Annotated in this window: 22 protein-coding genes; 6 read left to right on the top strand and 16 right to left on the bottom strand. The window is 70.6% G+C overall.

Going from position 1 to position 18,741, the window contains the following annotated elements:
- Positions 1-57: 57 nt before the first annotated feature.
- The 7 genes from M8C13_RS40365 to M8C13_RS40335 are packed head-to-tail and all read right to left on the bottom strand — an operon-like array spanning position 58 to position 2,076.
- Positions 58-267, bottom strand: coding sequence for a hypothetical protein (locus M8C13_RS40365; protein WP_252486105.1), 210 nt, complete (start codon positions 265-267; stop codon positions 58-60).
- Positions 264-695, bottom strand: a complete 432-nt coding sequence (locus tag M8C13_RS40360) for an RRQRL motif-containing zinc-binding protein (protein ID WP_252486104.1) — start codon at positions 693-695, stop codon at positions 264-266. The genes M8C13_RS40365 and M8C13_RS40360 overlap by 4 nt, the downstream gene beginning before the upstream one ends.
- Entirely contained in the window at positions 695-874 is a 180-nt protein-coding gene (locus M8C13_RS40355; RefSeq protein WP_252486103.1) for a hypothetical protein, read from the bottom strand. Before M8C13_RS40355 ends, M8C13_RS40360 begins: the two co-directional genes overlap by 1 nt.
- Positions 874-1,077, bottom strand: coding sequence for a hypothetical protein (locus M8C13_RS40350; RefSeq protein ID WP_252486102.1), 204 nt, complete (start codon positions 1,075-1,077; stop codon positions 874-876). Before M8C13_RS40350 ends, M8C13_RS40355 begins: the two co-directional genes overlap by 1 nt.
- On the bottom strand, positions 1,077-1,517 hold the full coding sequence (locus M8C13_RS40345; RefSeq protein WP_374213327.1) for a transcriptional regulator: 441 nt from the start codon (positions 1,515-1,517) through the stop codon (positions 1,077-1,079). The genes M8C13_RS40350 and M8C13_RS40345 overlap by 1 nt, the downstream gene beginning before the upstream one ends.
- Positions 1,514-1,783, bottom strand: coding sequence for a hypothetical protein (locus M8C13_RS40340; RefSeq protein ID WP_252486101.1), 270 nt, complete (start codon positions 1,781-1,783; stop codon positions 1,514-1,516). The genes M8C13_RS40345 and M8C13_RS40340 overlap by 4 nt, the downstream gene beginning before the upstream one ends.
- Positions 1,780-2,076, bottom strand: coding sequence for a hypothetical protein (locus tag M8C13_RS40335; protein ID WP_252486100.1), 297 nt, complete (start codon positions 2,074-2,076; stop codon positions 1,780-1,782). The genes M8C13_RS40340 and M8C13_RS40335 overlap by 4 nt, the downstream gene beginning before the upstream one ends.
- A gap of 638 nt (positions 2,077-2,714) precedes the next feature.
- Between M8C13_RS40335 and M8C13_RS40330 the strand changes: the two genes are divergently transcribed.
- From M8C13_RS40330 to M8C13_RS40315, 4 genes are all read left to right on the top strand, one after another.
- On the top strand, positions 2,715-3,557 hold the full coding sequence (locus tag M8C13_RS40330) for a hypothetical protein (protein ID WP_252486099.1): 843 nt from the start codon (positions 2,715-2,717) through the stop codon (positions 3,555-3,557).
- A gap of 2 nt (positions 3,558-3,559) precedes the next feature.
- Complete coding sequence (locus tag M8C13_RS40325) at positions 3,560-4,402, top strand: protein phosphatase 2C domain-containing protein (protein WP_252486098.1); 843 nt, start codon at positions 3,560-3,562, stop codon at positions 4,400-4,402.
- A gap of 477 nt (positions 4,403-4,879) precedes the next feature.
- Positions 4,880-7,231 (top strand): penicillin acylase family protein, encoded by a 2,352-nt coding sequence (locus M8C13_RS40320; protein ID WP_252486097.1) that lies wholly within the window; start codon positions 4,880-4,882, stop codon positions 7,229-7,231.
- Positions 7,232-7,251: 20 nt separating this feature from the next.
- Entirely contained in the window at positions 7,252-9,078 is a 1,827-nt protein-coding gene (locus M8C13_RS40315) for a prolyl oligopeptidase family serine peptidase (protein ID WP_252486096.1), read from the top strand.
- A gap of 58 nt (positions 9,079-9,136) precedes the next feature.
- Here the strand turns inward: M8C13_RS40315 and M8C13_RS40310 are convergent, their stop codons facing one another.
- From M8C13_RS40310 to M8C13_RS40290, 5 genes are all read right to left on the bottom strand, one after another.
- Positions 9,137-9,613 (bottom strand): Dps family protein, encoded by a 477-nt coding sequence (locus M8C13_RS40310; protein WP_252486095.1) that lies wholly within the window; start codon positions 9,611-9,613, stop codon positions 9,137-9,139.
- Between the two features lie 74 nt (positions 9,614-9,687).
- On the bottom strand, positions 9,688-10,248 hold the full coding sequence (locus tag M8C13_RS40305; RefSeq protein ID WP_252486094.1) for a DUF1707 domain-containing protein: 561 nt from the start codon (positions 10,246-10,248) through the stop codon (positions 9,688-9,690).
- 26 nt (positions 10,249-10,274) lie between these two features.
- Positions 10,275-10,880, bottom strand: a complete 606-nt coding sequence (locus M8C13_RS40300; RefSeq protein WP_252486093.1) for an NADPH-dependent FMN reductase — start codon at positions 10,878-10,880, stop codon at positions 10,275-10,277.
- Positions 10,881-10,944: 64 nt separating this feature from the next.
- Positions 10,945-11,535 (bottom strand): DUF1707 domain-containing protein, encoded by a 591-nt coding sequence (locus M8C13_RS40295; protein ID WP_252486092.1) that lies wholly within the window; start codon positions 11,533-11,535, stop codon positions 10,945-10,947.
- 48 nt (positions 11,536-11,583) lie between these two features.
- Complete coding sequence (locus tag M8C13_RS40290) at positions 11,584-12,000, bottom strand: transcriptional repressor (protein WP_252486091.1); 417 nt, start codon at positions 11,998-12,000, stop codon at positions 11,584-11,586.
- Between the two features lie 81 nt (positions 12,001-12,081).
- On the opposite strand from M8C13_RS40290, the gene M8C13_RS40285 reads away from it, so the two are divergent.
- Positions 12,082-13,266, top strand: a complete 1,185-nt coding sequence (locus M8C13_RS40285; RefSeq protein ID WP_252486090.1) for an MFS transporter — start codon at positions 12,082-12,084, stop codon at positions 13,264-13,266.
- On the opposite strand, the gene M8C13_RS40280 is transcribed toward M8C13_RS40285, so the two are convergent.
- The gene (locus tag M8C13_RS40280; RefSeq protein WP_252486089.1) at positions 13,263-13,811 is read right to left on the bottom strand and encodes a TetR/AcrR family transcriptional regulator; all 549 of its coding nucleotides are present in this window, start codon (positions 13,809-13,811) and stop codon (positions 13,263-13,265) included. The genes M8C13_RS40285 and M8C13_RS40280 overlap by 4 nt on opposite strands.
- A 113-nt stretch (positions 13,812-13,924) precedes the next feature.
- On the opposite strand from M8C13_RS40280, the gene M8C13_RS40275 reads away from it, so the two are divergent.
- Entirely contained in the window at positions 13,925-14,839 is a 915-nt protein-coding gene (locus M8C13_RS40275) for an SDR family NAD(P)-dependent oxidoreductase (protein WP_252486088.1), read from the top strand.
- Here the strand turns inward: M8C13_RS40275 and M8C13_RS40270 are convergent.
- The 3 genes from M8C13_RS40270 to M8C13_RS40260 are packed head-to-tail and all read right to left on the bottom strand — an operon-like array spanning position 14,829 to position 18,641.
- Positions 14,829-16,292 carry a gluconokinase gene (locus M8C13_RS40270; protein ID WP_252486087.1) on the bottom strand — a complete coding sequence of 488 codons (1,464 nt, stop codon included), beginning with the start codon at positions 16,290-16,292 and terminating at the stop codon, positions 14,829-14,831. The genes M8C13_RS40275 and M8C13_RS40270 overlap by 11 nt on opposite strands.
- Before the next feature lie 10 nt (positions 16,293-16,302).
- Positions 16,303-17,373 (bottom strand): aspartate-semialdehyde dehydrogenase, encoded by a 1,071-nt coding sequence (locus tag M8C13_RS40265; RefSeq protein ID WP_252486086.1) that lies wholly within the window; start codon positions 17,371-17,373, stop codon positions 16,303-16,305.
- A gap of 2 nt (positions 17,374-17,375) precedes the next feature.
- Positions 17,376-18,641 (bottom strand): aspartate kinase, encoded by a 1,266-nt coding sequence (locus M8C13_RS40260; RefSeq protein WP_252486085.1) that lies wholly within the window; start codon positions 18,639-18,641, stop codon positions 17,376-17,378.
- Positions 18,642-18,741: the final 100 nt, after the last annotated feature.

Here is an 18,741-nt window from a genome sequence, read left to right as displayed (position 1 = left end):
TGGCCGCGAAGGACGGCCAGCAGGGCCGAGTGGAGGTAGGGGCGTGCCATGCCTGCCTCACCACTTCGTGACGGTGAACAGGGCGTTGTAGGCCGCGCCGATGCGCGGTCCGCCGCGCAGGTAGAACATGTAGTCGAACTCCTGAAAGCTGCCGTTGAACTCCCCGGCGAACTCCGTCTCGATCTCGGTGATCTGGTAGTCCGTGCCGTTGTAGTGGACCCAGGTGCCGTGGGTGAGTCTGCTGGCGGGCAGTTGCCTGGTGTTCATGCTGCGGCTCCGATCTCGTTGGTGGTGAAGCAGTTCCAGCACTTGCCGTAGGAGGTGGGGAGGCGGTAGCCCGCGTCCTGCCGGCATTGCGGGCAGAAGCGCAGTGCCGCGAGGGCCTTCTCGAGGGCGAACTGTTTGCGGGCGGTCATCGGCCGCACCGGCTTGGCCTTGGCGACCAGCCAGAGCGAGCAGACTTCCTCGCGGCGGAATGCCTTGCGGTGGCGGAAGACCAGCAGGGCCACCGGGTCCGCTCCACCGGGGCGCAGGCCGACCGCGCGGAGCTGGCGGAAGGTGGCTAAGCCGGGCGGGACCGCGCCGGGGCGTCCGCGCCAGCCGAAGACCGGCAGGCCGTCCAGGCGACCGCGGCAGAACGCGGTCTGGCCGTTCCAGGGAAGAACGATCTCGTGCAGCGGGTACTGGCGGGCCATCACGACCACCAGCCCGACTTCTTGCGCCGGGCGGCCAGGCAGCCGGGGCAGGTCACGCTGACGAAGAGGTACGGGGCAGAGGTGCCAGGCTCGAACACCAGGCCGCAGGCCATGGTGACCTTGCCGTTCCACCAGCTGTACTTGACGCTCTCGTGCACCAGTTGCTTGGGCTTGGCCATCACAGACCTCCGCCCCGGGCGCAGCGCGGGTGGACGTTGGAGCGCTGAGACCTGTTGACCAGCGGCTTGTCGCAGATCTGGCAGCGCAGCCCGTTGCCCATGGCCAGTTCGACGTCATCGAGCTTGGTCCGGGCGGCTTTCTTGGCCTTGGCGGTCAAGGTCGGGCTTTCGGCGGTAGTGGTCAGCCAGCGGAGCACGCCCATCACGCACCCCCGACCAGTGAGGTCAGCAGCGCGGCGACGAACAGCCACACCAGGTGGGCGGCCTGGTCCAGGTGCGGGGCTCCCCCGTTGTCGTAGTAGCCGAGCTTGCCGGGCACGATCCGGCCCAGCAGAGCGGCGAAGGCACGCAAGGGGGTCCGGCGGTCGATGACCAGGTGCGTCCCCGCCGAGACCAGCTGGCCGAGCAGGAAGCCCAGCGGCGTGATGTCCAGGCCGAAGGCGACCCAGACGATGCCGACGAACGCGGCGGTGGCCGCGGTGTAGGAGGCGACGTGCCGGGCGGCGGCCAGCCAGCCGGACCGGCCGGGGCAGCCCTTGTGCTCAACCTGGTGGGTGGTCTGCAACCAGTAGTCGCCAACGTGGTGCGCGGCCAGCAGGGCCGGGGCGACGGTGGCGAAGGTGATCGCGGCGGTCGACATCACGCAGCCTCCGTCCCGGCCTGGCCGGTCACCGGCTGGTAGACGCGGAGAACACGGACGGTCGCGCCAAGCTGGCGCTGCACAATGCGGCGGTCCCGCTTGGCGCGGGCGGTGCCGTCCTGCACCGCGGTGGTCGGCTCCGGGTGCTCCGCCAGGTCCGAGGTGACCTCGGCCAGCAGCGCATCAACGTCGGCCTCGAACAGGCCGTCCGGGGCGAACCTGAGTTCGGTGAAGGAGAGGAAATCCGGGACGTAAGGGAAGTCGTTCACGCGGCACCTGCCTGGGTCTTGGTCCACGCCGAGTCAGCGCGGAAGGTGGTGGCCTGCCAGCTGCGGTGCGCGCTCTGGGCGCGCTGCGCGGCGGCGGCGGAGTCGGTGAGGGTCTTGCGGAAGGCGGCGCGGTAGTCCACGCGGCTGGGGTGCTGAGCGACCAGCCGCGCCAGCGCGGTGGCGCGTTCGGCCAGAACCCGGGCCTGCTGGGCGGCCTCCTTGTACCGCGCGGCGGCGTCATCGCTGGCCAGCCAGAACGCATGAAGCTGCCTGGCGGTGGGTGTGCTGCTCACAACGAAACCTCCAGGTAGACGAGTTGGGGGTGGGGCTCGTGGGCCTCCCGCGATCGCGCACCGTCGAACTCGGTGGTGCGCGACCGGCAAGCCACGAACACGGGTGGGGCTTGGCAGCTTCTGGGCCGGACTCGTTGAGGAGCCGATGCCGGCCGGTGGACACGCCAACCACCGCGATGGGTGGTGAGCTGGGAAAACGTGTCCTTGCGGTGCCGGACGTTGCGCGGATTGGTGCTGCCGCTGACCCGCCGTGTGGGGCCGTTGGTCACGCTCGCTCACCGGGGTGAGGTCTTCGCGGTTGCGCAGCGACGCGGTGGTTGACCGCGGAACGTCCGGACCGTGTTTCCACTGTGTGGCCCCGAAAACGGGGCCTTATCTCACGTGGCGAGTACGCATGCAGGACCGGAGTCGTGCGCACTGGCCCCAGCACTAGGGGCGACCGCCTGATGCCGCGTGAGCGGCGGTGCTGCGTATCGCTGGCCCGGTACGGGACCAGCGGTTCGAGTAGTCCCCCTTGACGATCCGGTTTCGTCTAGGGGGGGTACACGACAGAAGGTACGCAGCGCCGCCACCCGGTGTCAAGGGGGGGTATCCGGGTGCGTCTAGGGGGCTAGACTGGCCCCGGAGAGGAGAAGCTGTTGAGCAACGAAGTTGAGAGAATTTCGCGTATCGGGGACCCCTACGAGCTGATCAGGGCCGCCACAGTCAGGCTGAATGCCGCTCAGGAGGAGGTCACTCAGCTAGCCCAACTTCGTCGACGGAAGATCCAAGAGCTAAACGAACAAGGGGTTTCCCTTGCAGCAATTGCCGAAGAGGTTGGCCTCAGCAAAGCGCGTATTCACCAGGTTCGACGCGCAGGGCCACCACCCGAAGGTGCGTTTCTTGGAATCGGCTCCTTCACAGTACTCACACCGCTTAAGCAAGACACCATTCAAGGCCGTCCCGTTGTTGCGATGGAGGATGTTGCGGCCACACAGAAACTTGGGGAGCTGGCACAGTCCCTAGGACTCGGCTTCACCTCTGAGCACATTCCAGTTGGCGGCGCAGTCAATCTAAACCGAGGCAACTTGGTCGTGATTTGCGGTCCACGAATTTCCCAACCTGTGGCCTCCGTTCTCGCGTCCGATCCGTTCTTGCAGTTTGAGCGCGAGGAAAATGGCCCTTGGACTATCCGGGATAGCACCACTGGGGCAGCATATCGCTCCGGATGGGATCGGGACCCTCATGAGCCGTACGACTTCGCATACCTTGGTCGCCTGAACCGCCCAGACGGAGATGGGTCTCTGATTGTATTCACAGGGATTCACCCTCCGGGCAGCCTAGGAGTCGTCAAAATGCTGTCGACCAGGATTGCTGAAATGTACGGAGAGGTCAGGGACAAGAACTTCTCGACTCTTGTTCGTACTGAGTACGATTTTGACACCCGCGAGCCCCTGAAGGTCGATCTCGTTACGCCCATGTACCTACACACTGAGGGGTAAGAGTGCAGGTCAGCATCGCAACGGAGTCAGCCCGAACCGATCGCGCAAACGAAGATTTCGTCGGCGTGGTGCCGGGCGCTGCTGTTCTTCTGGACGGCGCAGGTTCCGCCGGAGCCGATAGTGGGTGTAGACACGGCGTGGCCTGGTATTCACACCAACTCGGCGCTCAACTGCTAGCAAACCTGCTGACCTCTCCGCATGATGACCTACGGTCGGTGTTGCGCAGTTCGATATCAGCGGTTGCCGACATGCACAAGGACGAGTGCGATCTGAACCACCCAGGAACCCCATCCGCTACAGTGCTGATCGCCCGAATCGGGAATCATGAGATTGATTACCTTGCGCTCGCCGATTCAGTTCTCCTACTTCAATCCTCCAGCCACATCGAGGTTGTTACAGACGCACGCGAAGATGATTTCGCAAGAATCTATCGGCGCGACATGGACGCCATCCCCAATGGATCAGAAGAGCATGCGCTCGCACTCAAGAGATTCATTGAACAGATGCGCAACCACCGAAATCGATCCAATGGTTTCTGGGTTGCCAGCGCCAATCCTGACGCCGCAGACGAATCGATTGTTGGGCGGGCCGAAGTTCGACAGATCAGGGCACTCGCCTTGTTGAGCGACGGCGCGACGCGCTTGGTGGATCGCTTCGGACTGCTGGACTGGAATGGCCTGCTGTCCCTGCTGGATCAGGAGGGACCAGAGGAACTGATTCGGCGGACACGGCAGGCTGAGCAGAGCGACGAGGACGGCCAGAGGTGGCCGCGTGGGAAGGCGTTCGATGACGCGGCCGCGGCCTATGTGCGGCTCAACGCGGCGGCTGGCTCCGCCCGCAAGTGAAGGTGATCCCACCTGTCCCAGCACCGTCGTCGATCAGCTGTAGCCGGTGCCCCCTCCGGCTACAGCGATCATTCTGCACGGGAAGCCGGACAGATGCCGGCAGAGCTGGTGAGTGACGAAGCGGGTGACAACCGACCCGCTCATCGGCGAACGACCACGGGCGTGAGTGGAAGGCGCACCACCGCTGAGCAGCCGATCTCGGCAGGTTGATGCGGCGACAACTTTCCTTCGGGACGAAGAGGTCGCAGGTTCAAATCCTGTCACCCCGACAAGTCCGATTGGCCGATGTGTGCCCGCAGAAAACGCGGGCCACATCGGCCTTTTGGCATTTGTGGGGGCCCAGCCCCCACACCCCAGCCGGCGGGCTCCGCCCCCGGACCCCCGCTCGCCGGGCTGGCTGTCACCTAGGTGGTTATTCGCCCTGTCCCAGGGTTTCTCCGGGTGTGCGGCGATCCGGTGACCGGGTTGACTGCCTCCATGCGAAGAAGACTTGTACTGGGGGCGGTTGTCACCGCGCTGGCGAGCACCGTGCTGGTGACGCCCGCGTCGGCGGAACCGGAGCTGGCTTTGCGGGATGGGCAGCGGTATGCGGCGGTGATCCAGCGGACCGAGTACGGGGTGCCGCACATCACCGGGGTGGACATGGGGTCGGCTGGTTACGGGTTCGGCTACGCCTACGCGCAGGACAACCTGTGCCTGATGGCCGACTACGTGACCACGCTGGCCGGGGAGCGGGCGGCGCACTTCGGGCCCGACGGGCGGGTGAACACCGGGGCCGGCAGCTTCACCAACCTGGAGAGCGACCTCTACTTCCAGGCGTTCAACGACTCCGGGCGCCTGGAGCGGGTGCTGGCGGCGCCGGGTGGGCCGTCGGCGGAGGCCAGGGAGACCGTGCGCGGGTATGTGGCCGGGTTCAACCGGCGGTTGCGGGAGACCGGGGTGGAGCGGTTGCCCGATCCGACCTGCCGGGGCAAGGGGTGGGTGCGGCCGCTGACCGAGCTGGACGTGTGGCGCAACGTCTACGACACCAGCCAGCTGACCGGGGTGTCCTCCTTCGCCGGGCAGATCGCGAACGCGAAACCGCCTGTGGGACAAGGGAATCCGGGGGTGCCGGCGGCGGCGGAGATGCAGCCGGTGGGCAGTAACGCGTGGGGGCTGGGGCGGGCGGCGACCCGGGACGGCAGCGGGATGTTGCTGGCCAACCCGCACTTCCCGTGGGCCGGGCCGAAACGGCTGTACCAGGCGCAGTTGACGGTGCCGGGCAAGCTCAACGTGGCCGGTGCGTCGTTGAGCGGGTTGCCGATGATCGCGTTGGGGCACAACGAGTCCATGGCGTGGACGCACACCGTGTCCTTCGCCAGGCGGTTCACCATGTTCGAGCTGAAGCTGGCGCCCGGTGACCCGACCTCCTATGTGGTGGACGGGAAGACCGAGCCGATGACCCGGCAGGCCGTGCGGGTCCAGGTGCGTGGCGCGGACGGTGCCTTGTCCACTGTGGAGCGTGTGCTGTACCGCTCGCGGTACGGGCCGGTGCTGGCCGACGGGTGGACCGCCGGCTCGGCCTTCGCGGTGCGCGGGTCCAATGAGGACAACATGCGCGCGGTGGACCAGGAGCTGGCGCTGGGCCGGGCCAAGGACGTGGCCGGGGTGCGCGAGGCGCTGCACCGGGTGCAGGGGTCCTCGTTCATCAACACCATCGCCGCGGACAGCAAGGGCGAGAGCTACTACACCGACGCCTCGCTGGTGCCGCACGTCACCGACGAGCACGCCCAGCGCTGCGTGGACACCCCGGCCGGCCGGGCCGCCTATCCGAACCGGGTGATCCTCAACGGCTCGCGGGCCGAGTGCGGCTGGGGCAGTGATCCGGACGCGGTGACGCCGGGAGTGTTCGGGCCGAAGCAGCAGCCCGCGCAGCAGCGTGCGGACTACGTGCACAACTCCAACGAGTCGGCCTGGCTGACCAACGCCACCGCGCCGCTGACCGGCTACCCGCGGATGTACGGCGAGCAGGCAGGCCCCCGCTCGCCGCGGGACCGGCTGTCCCACCTGATGGTGGAGCAGCGGCGCAACGGCACGGACGGGTTCGGTCCGGCCGGGTTCGACCTGCCGAGCCTGCAGCAGACCATGCTGGGCAACCGGGCGCTCACCGGTGAGCTGTTCCGGGACGCGGTGGTCGGGCTGATCGAGGCCAACCCGGTGCTGACCGCCTCCGACGGCGCCCAGGTGGACGTGCGCGCGGCCGGGGCGGTGCTGGCCAAGTGGGACCTGCGGATGGACACCGGCAGCCAGGGCTCGGTGCTGTGGCGGGAGGTCTACGCGGGGATCGTGCCGCTGCGGAACAAGTTCGCGGTGCCCTTCGACCCGAAGGACCCGGTGCGCACCCCGCACACGCTCAACACCGCCGAACCCAAGGTCAAGACGGCCATCGCGGACGGTGTGCAGCGGCTGACCGGGCTCGGCCTGCCGCTGACGCTGGAGCTCGGCAAGGCGCAGCGGGACATCCCCTCGCGCAAGCTGCTGCCGATCCAGGGCTGCACCGGCTTCGAGGGCTGCTTCAACGTGACCGAGCCGACCACCACCAAGCTCGGGGCGGACGGCACGTACGGCAAGGTCGAGATGGGGTCCAGCTTCATCATGGCTGTTCAGCTGGGTAGGAACGGCCCGCGCACGCAGACCGTGCTGACCTACTCGCAGGCGGCGGACCCGACCTCGCCGCACCACTTCGACCAGACCGAGCTGTACGTGCGCAAGGGCTGGGTGCCGGAGCGGTTCACGCGAACGGAGATCTTGAAGGCGCCGGGGCTGCGGACCGACGTCATCGCCGAGTAGCGGTATCTAGGATCGGGGGCGTGAGCCAGCATCCGACCGCACAGGTCCCCGACCAGCTCTTCCCCGATCCGGTGGCCGAGGCGAGGTGGCGAGCCCGGTTCGCGGCGCCCAGGGTGTCGCGGCCGGGCTGGGCCGAGGACGCGCCGCAGCGCAGCCTCTACCTCTCCAACCTCGGCGGCGTGTGGGAGGTCTACGCCTGGGACCGGGACAGCGACACGCACCGGCAGGTGACCAACCGCAAGAACGGGACCACCAGCGCCACGCTCACCCCCGACGGCGAGCACATCTGGTGGTTCGCCGACACCGACGGCGACGAGTTCGGCCACTGGGTCAGCGAGCCCTACGGCGGCGGCGCGGCGCCGGTGCCCGCGCTGCCCGGCACCCCGGACGCCTACCCTGCCGGGCTGGCCCTGGGCAGCCGGATCGTGGCCCTGGGCACCGCCACCGACGACGGCACCACCATCTGGATCTCCAGGGACGGCGGGCCCTCGGAGATCGTGTACCAGAACGAGCACGACGGCGGGGTGGGCTCGCTGGCCAAGGACGAGACGTTCCTGGTCATCTCGCACTCCGAGCACGGCGACTCCCGGCACCCGGCGCTGCGCGTGCTGCGCACCGACGACGGCAGCACGGTGGCGGAGAAGTGGGACGGCAAGGGCAAGGGCCTGGACGCGCTGGCCTTCAGCCCGGTGCCCGGCGACCAGCGGGTGCTCATCCTGCACGAGCGCCGCGGCAAGGAAGAGCTGCTGCTGTGGGATGTCGAGAAGGACACCGAGGTCGAGCTGAGCATCGACCTGCCGGGTGAGATCGTCGGCGACTGGTACCCCGACGGCAGCGCGCTGCTGATCTCGCACACCTACCAGGCCCGCAACACCCTGCACCGCTACGACCTGGCCACCGGCGAACTGTCTACTGTGGACACTGCACGGGGTGTGGTCAGCTCGGCCGAGGTGCGCCCGGACGGCACCGTGGAGTACTCCTGGTCCTTCTCCGGCCGGCCGCCCGCGGTGCGCGCGATCGGGCCGGACGGCGTGGACCGGGTGCTGCTGGAGCCGCAGGGCGAGCGGGCCCCGGAGAGCGTGCCGCTGGACGACGCGTTCGTGGAGGGTCCCGGCGGCACGGTGCACGCGCTGGTGGCCCGGCCCGAGGGCGAGGGGCCGTTCCCGACCGTGTTCGACCTGCACGGCGGGCCGCACGCGGCGGATGAGGACCGGTTCTCCGCCTACCGCGCGGCCTGGGTGGACGCCGGGTTCGCGGTGGTGCACGTCAACTACCGCGGCTCCACCGGCTACGGCTCGGTGTGGCGGGACGCGATCGAGGGCAGGCCGGGCCTGACCGAGCTGGAGGACGTGGCCGCGGTGCATGCCTGGGCGGTGGGCTCCGGCCTGGCCGACCCGGCCAAGTGCGTGGTCGCGGGTGGCTCCTGGGGCGGGTTCCTGACCCTGCTGGCCCTGGGCACCCAGCCCGAGCTGTGGGCGGCCGGGGTGGCCAGCGTGCCGGTGGCGGACTACGTGGCTGCCTACGAGGACGAGATGGAGCCGCTGCGGGCCTACGACCGGGCGCTGTTCGGCGGCTCGCCGGAGGAGCTGCCCGAGCGCTACGAGGCGTCCTCGCCGATCACCTACGTGGACAAGGTGACCGCGCCGGTGCTCGTGCTGGCCGGGGAGAACGACCCGCGCTGCCCGATCCGGCAGATCGAGAACTACCTGGACCGGCTGGCCGAGCGGGGCGCGGAGTACCGGGTCTACCGGTACAACGCCGGCCACGGCTCGCTGGTGATCGCCGAGACCACCAGGCAGACCGCGGCCGAGATCGACTTCGCCAGGCGGGTGCTGGCCGCCGGGTGAGCCAGCGCCGCGGCGGCCGCGTGATCGCGGCCGCCGCGCAGGCGCGGGCAGGTCCGGCTCAGGCGAGCTGGGCCTGCCACATCCAGTGCGCTTCCTCCAGCTTGCCGGTGATCTCGATGAACAGGTCCTGGGTGACCAGGTCGGTCTTGTCGGTGGCCTCGATCCGGGCGCGCATCCGCTGGATGAGGGTGTCCAGGGTGGTCACGATCGCGCCGATGACGTCGGTGTCCTTCTGCCAGCCTTCCGGGAAGGCCGGCACGCCGGAGGTCTCGGCCACGGTGGCCACCCGGCCGTCCGGGGAGATGCCGATCGCGGAAGCGCGCTCGGCGACCTGGTCGGTGTAGGTCCTGGCGGCGGCGACCAGCTCGTCGAGCTGGAGGTGCACGTCCCGGAACTGGCGGCCAACCACGTTCCAGTGCGCCTGCTTGGCGATCAGCGACAGGTCGATCAGGTCGACCAGTGCGGCCTGCAACACTGCCCCGGTGGCGTCGCGTTCGGCGGCGCCGAGCGGGCTCTTGATCGGGCTGGTGGTCATCACGCCTCCTTGTGTGGTGGGTGCGTGATGGGGTTTTCCGCTGTTCAGGGGCGGGAAACGCGATGTGCGGGGGTTCACCCCGGCTGGCTGGCCACCCGCACGTCGCCGAAGGTGGTCCAGGCCTTGATCCGGATCTTCGGCGCGCCGGGCACCGGCGGCACGTCGGCCAGCTCGACCTCCTCGTCGCCGAAGACCAGGCCGCTCTTGACCTCCACCTCGACCCCTTCCGGCACGGTGACCACGATGTCGCCGAACCAGGTCCAGGTGCGCACCTCCACCACCGGGTCGGTGATCACCGCGTGCCGCAGGTCCAGCTCGACGTCGCCGAAGAAGGAGGACACGGTGGCCCCGGTGGGCAGCGCGAAGCGGCCGCTGCGGGAGACGTCGTCGAAGACGGACTGGCGGCTGACCACCTTGGCCGCGGGCGCGGTGACCGGGGCGGGCAGCTGGCCGAGCACGGCGTTGACCTCGGCCTCGGACCCGGCGCGCAGCACCAGGTCGACCTTGTCGGTGAACTCGTCCAGGGTCAGCCTGCCCTCGCCGACCGCGCGTTCCAGCGCGGCCTGGGCGCGGTCGCGGACACCGTCGAGCTCCGGTCCGGCCGGTACGGCGGGGATGGCGCTTGGCTCAGTCACGCCGTCCACGCTAGCCAGCGGGCCGGTCAGTCCTCATCGGCACGGAGTAGCACGTCAGGTCGGCCCTCAGGCTGATGGCGGCCGCGCAGCGCGAACTCGGCCACCTGCTGGCCGATGGTGCGCAGGGTGTCGCTGACCTGGGCGTCCGTGCAGCCGCCCTCGGGGTCGAAGCGCACCTCGCGGGAGTTGAGTGCGGCGCCCAGCGGGGTGGGCCAGCCGCGCAGCGCGTGCACGATGGAGCGCAGCGCGGTGAGCGTGGTGACCGCGGCCTGCCAGCCCATCGCGGTGGCCACGCAGCCGACCGCGCGGCCGTCCAGGTACGGGCGCTCGTCGCCGCGCAGGTCCTCGATGTAGTCCAGGGTGTTCTTCACCAGGCCGGAGACGGTGCCGTGGTAGCCGGGTGAGACCAGCACCACGCCGTCGGCCGCGCGCAGCGCCTCCACCATCCGGACCGCGTGCTCGGGGCGTTCCGGCACCGCCGGGTCGTAGAAGGGCAGCACCAGTTCGGGGCCGGTGAAGGCGACCGTCTTCGCGCCTGCCTCGCGGGCCCCGGCCAGTACCAGGTCCAGCGCGCGCTGCGACTGCGAGTCCGCGCGCAGTGACCCGCCGATGCCCACCACGGTGACCGTCATCTCCTACAACTTCCTTCCCTCGGCCGACCCGGATCGCACGCTACGACCTCTACCTAGCTGGAGGTCAAGCGAGCCGGTCCAGCCAGCCCTTCACCCGCTCGGTCCAGTGCTGGTCGCGCACCTTGACATCGCCGAAGATCGAGCGCGCGTGCAGGCGGATCAGCGGGCTGCCCGGCAGCGGCGGCTCGGCGGAGAGCTCGACCCGTTCCGAGCCGAAGACCACCGAGCCGTCGACCTCCACCCGGACCCCCTTGGGCACGGTGACCACCACGTCGCCGAAGCAGCTGAACACGGTCAGGTCCACCACCGGCTCGCTGATCACGGCCTGGCGCAGGTCCACCTTGGCGTCGCCGAAGACCGCGCTGACCTTGGTGCCCGAGCGCAGGGTGAACCGGCCGCTGCGGCGCACGTCGTCGAAGATCGAGCTGATGCTGACCTTGACCGCGCCCTCGGTGGCGGGCAGGACCGGGGCGACCGGCGCGGGCAGGTCGGCCACCGCGCTGGCGATCTCGGCCGGGGTGTCCGCGCGCCACACCGTGTCGGCGCGCGCGGCGAACTCCTCCAGGGTCAGCCTGCCCTCGCCCACCGCGCGTTCCAGCGCGGTCTGGGTGGCGCGTTTGGTGTCCTCTAACGGGTCCTGGCCGGGCAGTGTCACCAGGCCGAGGGTAGTAGGCCCGGTGACCCGATGGGCCCACTTGGCCCACTACCGGCAGTTCCGGCACCGGCCCCAGAAGACGACCTCGGCCTCGTCCACCGCGAAGCCCGCGGTGTCCTCGGGCTCCAGGCACGGCTTCTCCCCGCGCACGCAGTCCACGTCCTCGGTCAGCCCGCACTGGCGGCACACCAGGTGGTGGTGGTTGTCCCCGGTCCTGGTCTCGAACCGGGCCGGGTGCCCGGCCGGTTCGATCCGGCGCAGCAGGCCAGCCGAGGTGCAGGCGCTGAGCACGTCGTAGATGGCCTGGGTGGACACCGCGCCGAGCCGGGCCCGCGCCGCGGTGGCGACCTGGTCGGCGGTGGAGTGCGGGTGTCCGGCGAGCCATTCGAGCACCGCGATCCGCGGCTGGGTGACCCGGAGTCCGGCCGAGCGGAGCTGGTCGCGGGCGGGGGTCTGCGGGTTCACCACCACTCCCTCCGGTGCGTCGGTGCCCAGGCGCGGGAAACCGCTTGGACGGCCGTCGGTGCCGCCAGTCACCATGCACGGGTGCCGATCGAGCCCTACCGCCGTCTGTTCGCGCTGCCTGGCGTCCGTTCCCTGGTCGTTGTCACCCTGCTGGCCAGGACCCCGATCGCGGCAGGGCCAATCGTGTTGAACCTGCACGTGTTGCAGGACCTGGGCCAGAGCTACACCTGGGCCGCGCTGGTGACGCTGGCGGTGACCGTCGGGCTGGCGGTGGGCTCGCCGCTGCTGGGCCGGATGGTGGACTCGGTCGGCCTGCGCCCGGTGGTCGTGCTGACCACGGTGGTGGAGGGCGTGTTCTGGTTCGCCAGCCCGTGGCTGGGCCTGACCGGGCTGCTGGCCACGGCCCTGTTCGGCGGCCTGTTCGCGCTGCCGGTGCACTCGATCTCCCGGCAGGCGATGGCCGCCCTGGTGCCGGAGGAGCAGCGGCGGACCGCGTTCTCGCTGGACTCGATGGTGGTCGAGGGCGCGTTCATGGCCGGTCCCGCGCTCGGCGTGCTGGTGGTGACCACGGTGTCCGGGCACGTGGCGATGGTCGGCATCGGCGCCTGCATCGTGCTGGCCGGCGCCGGGCTGTTCCTGCTCAACCCGGTCATGCGCGGCCCGGAGTCGGTGGCCACCGGCCCGCGCCCGCCGCGCTCCAGCTGGCTGACCGCCCGGATGGTCGCGGTGCTGGTCGCCTCCGCCGGCGCGGTGCTGGTGCTGGCCGGCAGCGACCTGGCCATCATCGGCGTGCTGCGCGAGGCCGGCGAGCTGCCGTGGACCAGCGCGGTGATCCCGATCTGGTGCCTGGCCTCGCTGGTCGGCGGGTTCGTCTACGGCTCGCTGAAGCGCTCCTACCCGTCGCTGGTGCTGATGGGCCTGCTCGGCCTGTGCACCATCCCGGTGGCGCTGGCCGACACCTGGTGGCTGATCGCCCTGATGATCATCCCGGCCGGGCTGCTCTGCGCGCCGACCATCGCGGCCACCTCCGAGGAGGTCAGCAAGCTGGCCCCGGAGTCGGTGCGCGGCGAGGCGCTGGGCCTGCACGGCTCGGCGCTGACCACCGGCACCGCGCTGGGCGCGCCACTGGCCGGGGCGGCGATCGACCTGTTCGGGCCGCCGTGGGGCTTCGCCGCGGTGGGCGGGGCCGGACTGCTCGCGGCGGTGATCGCCTTCGTGCTGTTCCGCGCCTCAGCGAAGCGGACAGCAGCGAAGGTGGCGGCCTAGGGCCGGTGGCGCAGGCCGTCCAGCAGCAGGTCGAGCAGACGGCCCGCGGCTTCGCGCTGGTCGCTCGCGCCCGCGACCAGCGCCACCCCGGCGATGCCCAGCAGCACGTCCTCCGCAGGCACGTCGGCGCGCAGCGCGCCGGACTCCGCGGCCGGGGCGAGCAGCAACTGGACCGCCGAGAGCAGTGAGTCACGGCTCTGCTCGTACGGGTCGGCGCCGCTGGCGATCACCGCGTTGAGCGCGTCGGACATGCCGTGCTTGGTGGTCCAGTAGTCCAGGAACCGGTCCATCCAGGTGCGCAGCGCCCGCTCCGGCGGCAGCTCGGCGAGCAAGTCGGCCGCGGCCGCGCACACCTGGGCCAGCTCGTTGCGGTAGGCGGCCTCGATCAGCGCCTCCCTGGTCGGGAAGTGCCGGTAGAGCGTGCCGATGCCGACGCCGGCCGCCTTGGCCACCGCGTCCAGGGTGGCCTCGGGGCCGCGTTCGGAGAACAGCCGGACCGCGCACTTGAGCAGCTTCTCCCGGTTGCGCTGGGCGTCCGCGCGCATGCCCGCTCCACTCCTGTGACCCGCATCACCTGTTAAACGGAGGTTCCTCCGGTTAGCTTGGAGTCACCGGAGGCTCCTCCGGTTAGAGCTTAGACGCAGAACAGGACGCTGTCATGGCCACTCGCTTCACCACCCCCTTCAACCACGAGTCCACCGCGGCCGAGGTCATCGCCGACGTGGACCTGACCGGCAAGCGCGCCATCGTCACCGGTGGCGCCTCCGGCATCGGCGTGGAGACCGCACGGGCACTCGCCAGCGCGGGCGCCGAGGTCACCATCGCCGCGCGCAACCTGGCCGCGGCGGAGCAGGTCGGCGCCGAGGTCGGCGCGCTGGCCGCGCACCTGGACCTGGCCGACCGGACCTCGGTGGCCAAGTTCGCCGCGGACTGGCAGGGGCCGCTGCACATCCTGGTCAACAACGCCGGGGTGATGGCCTCGCCGCTGACCCGCACGCCGGAGGGCTGGGAACTCCAGTTCGCCACCAACCACCTCGGCCACTTCGGGCTCACCCTCGGCCTGCACCGCGCTCTCGCCGAGGCCGGTGGGGCCAGGGTGGTCTCGGTCAGCTCCTCCGCGCACCTGATGGGCACGGTGGACTTCGACGACCTGCACTTCGAGCGCCGTCCCTACGACCCGTGGGTGGCCTACGGCCAGAGCAAGACCGCCAACATCCTCTTCGCGGTGGAGGCCGCGCAGCGCTGGGCCGCGGATGGCATCGAGGTCAACGCGCTGATGCCGGGCGGCATCCGCACCGGGCTCCAGCGGCACGTGGCGAACGACCCTGGCTTCGAGGCCATGGTGGCCGGCTCGGGTCTGCGGTGGAAGACCACCGAGCAGGGCGCGGCCACCTCGGTGCTGCTGGCCGCCTCGCCGCTGGTGGCCGGGCTCAGCGGCCGCTACTTCGAGGACGTCAACGAGGCGCTGCCGAGCGTGCCGGGTGAGATCCGCCGGGGCGTCGCCGCCTACGCGCTGGACGCCGCCGCGGCCAAGCGGCTGTGGGAGGTCTCGGTGGACCTGCTCAGCTCATGAGCTCGCGCAGCGCCAGGTAGACCCGCTCCACCCTGGGCCGGGCCGCGGCGAAGTGCTCGGCCAGCTCGGGGTCCGGGTGCACCGTCTCGGTCGGGGTGATCAGCCCGGCCGCGTCCTCCAGCGAGGACAGCACGCCCAGCGCCCGCCAGCCGAGCAGGCAGGCGCCCAGGCCGGAGCCCTCGCTGTCCTCGGTGATCTCCAGGTCGGTGTCCAGCGCGGCCGCGATGAGCTGGCCCCACAGCGCCGAGCGGAACGAGCCGCCGGTGGCCCGCACCGGCGAGACCTCGGCACCGGTGTCCCGCACCGCGTCCCTGACCAGGGCCAGCTGCTGGGCCACGCCCTCCACCATGGCGCGGGTCAGCTCGGCCCTGCCGTGGTCGCGGCGCAGGCCGAGCAGCAGGCCACGCGGGTCCGGGTCCCACCAGGGGGCGCGCTCGCCGAGCAGGTAGGGCAGCGCGAACAGGCCGTTCGCGCCGGGCGGCACCAGGGCGGCCTCGGCCAGCAGGTCGGCCATGTCCTCCTCGCCGACCAGCTCGGCGGCCCACTGGCTGACCACGCCGCCGTTGCTGACCGCGCCGCCGAGTACCCAGTAGCCCTCGGCGATGCCGTAGCAGAAGGTGCGGCCGCGTTCGTCGATGCCGGGCTCGGTGCGCACCACCCGCAGCGCGCCGCTGGTGCCCAGTGACAGCGCGGCCATGCCGGGGCGGACCGCGCCCACGCCGAGGTTGGCCAGCGGGCCGTCACCGCCTCCGGCCACCACCGGCAGGCCGCGGGGCAGGCCCAGGTCGTCGGCCACGCCGTCGCGCAGCGGCAGGGTGTCGGTGGGGGCCAGCAGTTCGGGCAGCTGCTCGGCCGTGATCCCGGCCAGCTCCAGCGAGGGCTGGTGCCAGGCCAGCTCGTGGATGTTCATCAGCCCGCTGCCCGAGCTGTAGGAGTGCTCGGTGACCAGGCGGCCGGTGAAGTGGCGCAGCACGAAGTCCTTGAGCGCGCACCAGTACGCGGGCTTGGTGTCCGGGTCCTGCTCGGCGAACCAGACCAGCTTGCTCAGCGGCGCGAACGGGTGCACCGGGGTGCCGGTGGCCCGGTGCAGGCCGGCCGAGGCCGGATCGCTGCGCAGCCGGGCGGCCTGTTCGATGGCCCGGTTGTCCGCCCAGCTCAGCGAAGGGGTGATCGGGCGGTAGTCGGCGTCCAACCCGATCAGGGTGTGCATGGCGCCGGTGAAGGACAGCCCCCGCACCGGGTCCTGGCAGGTCTGCACGCACTCGCGCACCGCGGCCAGGGCCGCGTGCAGCACCCGGTCCGGGTCGTGCACCGCCAGGCCGGGCTGGTCGGTGCGCATGGGGTAGCCGCGTTCGGCGAGGGCGAGCACCCGCCCCCGCCGGTCCGCGGCCACCACCTTGGTCGCAGTGGTGCCCAGGTCGATGCCCAGCACCACTCCGTCGCCCAGAGTCATGTCACCGAACCTACTGGGTGACGATGACCTCGGCGATCTCGTAGGTGTTCAGCGCCGCGCCCTTGCGCAGGTTGTCCCCGCACACGAACAGCTCCAGCGTGTTCGGGAAGTCCAGCGCCTGGCGGATCCGGCCCACGTAGGTCGGGTCGCCGCCGACCACGTCGGCCGGGGTGGGGTACTGGCCGTTGGCCGGGTCGTCCACCACCACGACCGAGGGCTGCGCGCCGAGCAGCTTCTTGGCCTGCTCCACGGTGACCTCGCGGGCGAAGGTGGCGTGCACCGCCAGCGAGTGCGTGGTGACCACCGGGACGCGCACGCAGGTCGCGGAGACCTTGAGGTCCGGGATACCGAGGATCTTGCGGGCCTCGTTGCGGACCTTCAGCTCCTCACTGGACCAGCCGTCGTCCTTGAGCGAACCCGCCCACGGCACCACGTTGAAGGCCATCGGCGCCGGGAACGGCGAGTCGGCCTGGACCAGCCCGGCGGCCTCCAGCGCGGCGCGCACGTCGCCGGCCTTCTCCCCGACCGCCTTGCCCGCGACCGCGGCGATCTCGGCGTAGAGCCGGTCCACGCCGGCCTGGCCCGCGCCGGAGACGGCCTGGTAGCTGGCCACCACGAGCTCGGTGAGCTGGTACTCCCGGTGCAGCGCGCCCAGCCCGGCCATCATGGACAGGGTGGTGCAGTTCGGGTTGGAGATGATCCCGCGCGGCCGGTTGCCGACCTGGTCGGCGTTGACCTCGGGCACCACCAGCGGCACGTCCGGGTCCATCCGGAACGCGCCGGAGTTGTCCACCGCGACCGCGCCCCGCCCGGCCGCGATCGGCGCCCACTCCGCGGAGACCTCGTCCGGCACGTCGAACATGGCCACGTCCACGCCGTCGAAGGCCTCGGGGGCCAGCGCGATGACGGTGTGCTCCACCCCGCGCACGGTGATCTTCTTGCCCGCCGAGCGGGCCGAGGCGATCAGCCGGATCTCACCCCACGGCACGGACTCCCTGCCGTTGATGATGTCGATCATGACCGTGCCCACCGCGCCGGTCGCGCCGACCAGGGCGAGCACGGGGCCGTTGGTGTTCGTCATGTTCAGCGCCCCGTTCCGGCGTAGACCACGGCCTCCTCGTCGCCACCGAGGTCGAATGCCTCGTGCAGCGCGCGGACCGCGTCATCGAGCTGGGTGTCCCGGCAGATCACCGAGATGCGGATCTCCGAGGTGGAGATGATCTCGATGTTGACCCCGACCTTGGCCAGGGCCTCGCAGAAGGTGGCGGTCACGCCGGGGTGCGAGCGCATGCCCGCGCCGATCAGGCTGACCTTGCCGACGTGCTCGTCGTAGGCGACGGACTCGAAGCCGATCTCCGGCTTGGCCTTGTCCAGCGCGGCGACCGCGGTCGGGCCGCCGGTGCGCGGCAGGGTGAAGGTGATGTCGGTGCGGCCGCTGACCGCACGGGAGACGTTCTGCACCACCATGTCGATGTCCAGCTCGGCGTCGGCGACCACCCGGAAGATCCGGGCGGCGACGCCGGGGTGGTCCGGCACACCGGTCACGGTGATCTTGGCCTCCGACCGGTCGTGCGCGACGCCGGTGATCAACGCCTGCTCCACGGCAAGATCCTCCATCGACCCGGTCACCAGGGTGCCGGGCTTGTTGTTGAACGAAGAGCGAACTCGGATCGGCATCCCGTTGCGCCGCGCGTACTCCACCGAGCGCAGGTGCAGCACCTTCGCCCCGCAGGCGGCCATCTCGAGCATCTCCTCGTAGGTGATCTGCTCGAGGTGCTTGGCGTCGGGCACGATCCTGGGGTCGGCGCTGAACACGCCGTCGACGTCGGTGTAGATCTCGCAGACGTCGGCGTTGAGCGCGGCGGCCAGCGCGACCGCGGTGGTGTCGGTGCCACCACGGCCCAGCGTGGTGATCTCCTTGCTGTCCTGGCTGACGCCCTGGAAGCCCGCGACGATCGCGATCGCCCCCTGGTCCAGCGCCTCCCGGATCCGGCCCGGCGTGACGTCGATGATCCGCGCCTTGCCGTGCGCCGAGGTGGTGATCACCCCGGCCTGGGAACCGGTGTAGGAGCGCGCCTCCGCGCCGAGCGCGTGGATCGCCATGGCCAGCAGCGACATGGAGATCCGCTCGCCGGAGGTGAGCAGCATGTCCATCTCCCGGGCCGGCGGCACCGGGGCGACCTGGCTGGCGAGGTCCAGCAGGTCGTCGGTGGTGTCACCCATCGCGGAGACGGCCACGACCACGTCGTTGCCCGCTTTGCGGGTCTCCACGATCCGTTCGGCCACCCGTTTGATCCGCTCAGCAGTCTCCACTGAGGATCCGCCGTACTTCTGGACGACGAGCGCCACCGAACCGCACCTCCCACGAAGCCGCACACACCAGCACTAACCTGCGAGGACGCAGGTCCACACTCGCGAGCAGCCTACCCGCGCGCGCGAGGGTGTCCGG

It is taken from the genome of Crossiella sp. SN42, assembly GCF_023897065.1.
Lineage (GTDB): Bacteria > Actinomycetota > Actinomycetes > Mycobacteriales > Pseudonocardiaceae > Crossiella.
Note: the sequence above shows the minus strand (reverse complement) of the source record. Positions and strands in the feature narration are given on the sequence as shown.